Source organism: Syntrophobacterales bacterium (genome assembly GCA_019429105.1).
Lineage (GTDB): Bacteria > Desulfobacterota > Syntrophia > Syntrophales > UBA5619 > DYTH01.
The window spans coordinates 1-3,752 of sequence record JAHYJE010000083.1; the positions used below are offsets into that span (position 1 = coordinate 1).

Consider the following 3,752-nt stretch of genomic DNA (forward strand, 5'->3'; position numbering starts at 1 on the left):
AGCGGGAAAACGAAGTTTAATGTTCATAATCTGGTTCTAACTGCTTGAAAAACCGTATTCCCGATAGAAGCATTGTGTACATTAAGCTCCGCTTTCGGGAATGACAAATAGTTTTGCAATTGCCTCAAAGGAATACTGAATTGGGGGAGCCACCGCCTTCAAGGAAAGCGCCTTTTAAAAACACTTAATTTAAAGACCTGACCCCCATGGAGATATACGGAGAATTGACCGGCCTGGCTCCGGCGGAAAAGAAAATGCTGGAGCGTTTGTACCAGAGGCGCGTCCCGGCGGATGTAATTGTCACCCCGGAGCTGGCCCGGCAGCTTGCGGAAATTTCCCGAAGTCTCAATCGGCAGATAGGGCTGCTGCTCTCCCGCCGGGGGGAGGTCGCCTTCGTCATTGTCGGGTCGCACCACAACATCCTGATCCCCAGTCTCGATGCTTTCCGTTCCTCATCACTCCGTTTCAAGGGGCTCAGGCTGATCCACACCCATTTGAACAGTGAGGAATTAACGACGGATGACCTCGTTGATCTGGCGCTGCTGCGCCTCGATCTCATCTGCGCCATCGAGGCGGGGGAGGACGGCCTGCCCGGGTACGTCCACATCGCCCACTTGATCCCCGAAAATCCGGAGGGACGTTTCTGGGATATTCTCCCGCCGCTTCGCCCCGGCGCAATCGACATGGATTTTGCCGCTTTCATCGGCGCCCTCGAAGGAGAATTCGCAAAAAAGCTCAAAGGGCGCAAAATCGAGGCGCGCGAGCGGGCGATTATCGTCCGGGTTGAAACAAACCCGTTTTTCGACGGCGAGACCTCCGTCACAGAGCTAAGGGAATTGTGCCGCACTGCCGGAGTCGAGGTCTTCGACGCCGTCATTCAGCATCGCCCCCAGCTCGACCCGCGTTTCCTAATGGGCAAGGGAAAACTCTCCGATACCGTAATCCGGGCCCTGCAGATGGACGCGAATATCCTCGTCTTCGATCATGAACTGACCGCCTCCCAGACAAGCTCGCTCTGCGATTTCACAGAGATGAAAGTGATCGACCGCACCCAGGTGATCCTCGACATCTTTGCCAAAAACGCCCGCAGCCGGGAGGCAAAAATCCAGGTTGAGCTCGCCCAGCTCAAATACCGCCTCCCCCGGCTGACGAAGCAGGACTCGGGCCTCTCCCGGCTCGCCGGCGGCATCGGCGGCACCGGCCCCGGCGAAACAAAGCTCGAAATTGACCGTCGCCGCATCCGCGACCGGATTACCCATCTGGAAAAGGAACTGAAGGATACGGAAAAAGCCCGCGGACAGCGGCGTATGCGCAGGAACAAACGGGGCATCCCGGTCATCTCGATCGTCGGCTATACCAATGCCGGCAAATCCACGCTCCTGAACGCACTTACGAAAAGCTCCGTGACCTCCGAAAACCGGCTCTTCGCGACCCTCGATACAAAAACAGCGCGCCTGCGTTTTCCTCAGGATACCGAGGCCCTGATAACCGATACGGTCGGCTTCATCCAGGAGCTGCCCAAGGAACTATTCGCCGCGTTCCGGGCGACGCTCGACGAGCTTCAGGACGCGGATATTCTGCTGCATGTAATCGACGTCGCCAACCCGGCCTTCGAGGGGCAGACAGCGGCCGTCGAGAAAATCCTTGCGGAGCTTGAGCTGGCCGGCAAGCCAACCCTCCGCGCCTTCAACAAAATCGACCAGCTTGCCGACCCCTCAACGCTTCCCGCCCTCTGCCGCCGCTTCCATGCCTTGCCGATCAGCGCGCTTGCGCCGGCCACATTCCCCCCCCTGCTGGACAAACTCGCCCGGTTGATTAAATCATCCTTTACAAGCTGAAATCAGGCGCATCGAGCGGCTCTACCGGCAGCGAGGTTTCCGTCGCCGAACTCAAAGAAATCTACCGCCCACCGGTGAATTTGCTTTGCATCTATCTTTTTAGGATAATACGTGTTTTATTAAGGACGTCCACGACATCCTTATTCCCTTTGGTTGCTTCTTCCCAGAGGTCAGACATGCCTTCCCGCCAGATGAGCGCCTCGGCTGCTGTTGGTAGATATATATTTCCTTTTTTCTTTGCCTTTTCCATGCTCTCTGTCAGCGTTTTTTTAGCAAACGGAACAGTGTTGTTTTCTATTTCAGCGCTGGCCTCCATAATGACCTTCTGCCTCTCTGGGCTGAGTTTATCAAAGAAAACCTTATTTATAACAATGAAGGTGTGAACGACGGATATAGGCGTCAGGATGACGTAAGGGGCAGCTTCATAGAGTTTTCTATCCACATAAGTGGCTATGGAATTCACGGCGCCATTGATGATGTTGCGCTGGAGCCCCATGTAAACCTCGGCGCCGGAGAGAAATGATGGCCCGGCACCCCACTTTTTGATTGCCATCGCATGTTCCGGACTTGCCCCTCTGATCACAAGCCCTTTGATATCGGCTGGCACTTTCACAGGCTTCTTGGTGGTCATGATAATCTGGTCGTCCGGGGAGGGCATCGCAACCATGGCAAGAAGTTTAACTCCTTTTCGTTCCGCTGTTTGTTTCCACCCCGCGCCAACGTCTGATTTATATACATTCCAGGTTTCATCGACGTTGTGGAAAAGATAAGGCATCATATATACCTTCAATGCCGGAACAAGCTGATTTTCCAGATACATGGTAAAAGCACCGCCGGATTCCACGCCACCCGTCTGCACGGCCTTGATCACCTCGTTATCCCGGTAGAGCTGGGCGGAATGGTACACCTCGACCTTGATATCCCCCTTCGAGTTTTTTTCAATCAGCTTTGCCCATTCAATGTATTGCCTGGTGAGAAAATGATTCTCCGGAGCGCCGCTGCTAAACCTGATCGTCAACGGTTCCGCATAGGTCATGGAAACTCCGATAAGCAGGAACATCAATACCGATACAATCCCTGATAATAAAGCACTCTTTTTCATTGTCTAACCTCCTTGCAAGATGTTTTTTGGGGAAAGTCCCACTCGTCCTTGGCAAATCATCCACCTCCCGTTCCCAATACTATTGTGGGCAGCCATGTAGTAATAGAAGGAAATACACACAGAAATAACAAAAATACGCCCATAATGACAAGGAACGGAATGACGCCTCTTGAAACTTCGGCGGCATTGGCATTCCCTATTTCCTGGAGAATAAAGAGATTTATACCTTCCGGCGGAGAGATGAGCGCCATCTCACCGACAACAACCTGAATTATGCCAAACCAGATTCCGTTGAATCCCAGTGCGGTAATTATGGGATATAGTATGGGAACCGTTATGATCATAATTGAAACAGCCTCGAGTGGTCCCCCCATGATGATGAGAAAGATTATGATAATGAACATGTACCCCCAGTTCGGGATAGCAAGGGAGTTTACCATAACCAGAAGCTTCTGGGTGATCTGGCTCATGGTAATCATATTGCCGGCAATATTCGCCCCAATGATGATTAGTATGATCATGGAGGCAATTTTCCCTCCCTTCATCACACTGCTTTTTAGTATTTTCCAATTCATCGTGCGGTACCAGACCATACATAGAAATATGCTGTAAAGAAGAGCTACGGCGCCGGCTTCACTGGGGGTAAAAAATCCGGAATAGATTCCTCCCATAATGATTACGATGACTATAAGGCCGGCTGCGCCATCCTTGAAAGCCCCTCCGATCTCCTTGAGACTTGCGCGCTCATCGCTCTGGATGTTCTTATCGGTCATTCCCACGTACACCATGTAGGCGATAAACATGAGACTCAA

At 52.4% G+C, this 3,752-nt stretch carries 3 protein-coding genes; 1 reads left to right on the forward strand and 2 read right to left on the reverse strand.

The window, feature by feature from the left end; all coding sequences use genetic code 11:
• Positions 1-206: 206 nt before the first annotated feature.
• Positions 207-1,838 carry a GTPase HflX gene (gene hflX, locus K0B01_14700; GenBank protein MBW6487392.1) on the forward strand — a complete coding sequence of 544 codons (1,632 nt, stop codon included), beginning with the start codon at positions 207-209 and terminating at the stop codon, positions 1,836-1,838.
• A 91-nt stretch (positions 1,839-1,929) separates the two neighbouring features.
• On the opposite strand, the gene K0B01_14705 is transcribed toward hflX, so the two are convergent.
• Together K0B01_14705 and K0B01_14710 are read right to left on the reverse strand one after the other, a co-directional pair.
• Positions 1,930-2,940, reverse strand: a complete 1,011-nt coding sequence (locus K0B01_14705) for a TRAP transporter substrate-binding protein (GenBank protein ID MBW6487393.1) — start codon at positions 2,938-2,940, stop codon at positions 1,930-1,932.
• 56 nt (positions 2,941-2,996) lie between these two features.
• On the reverse strand, positions 2,997-3,752 hold a 756-nt coding region (locus K0B01_14710; GenBank protein ID MBW6487394.1), incomplete at its 5' end, for a TRAP transporter large permease subunit.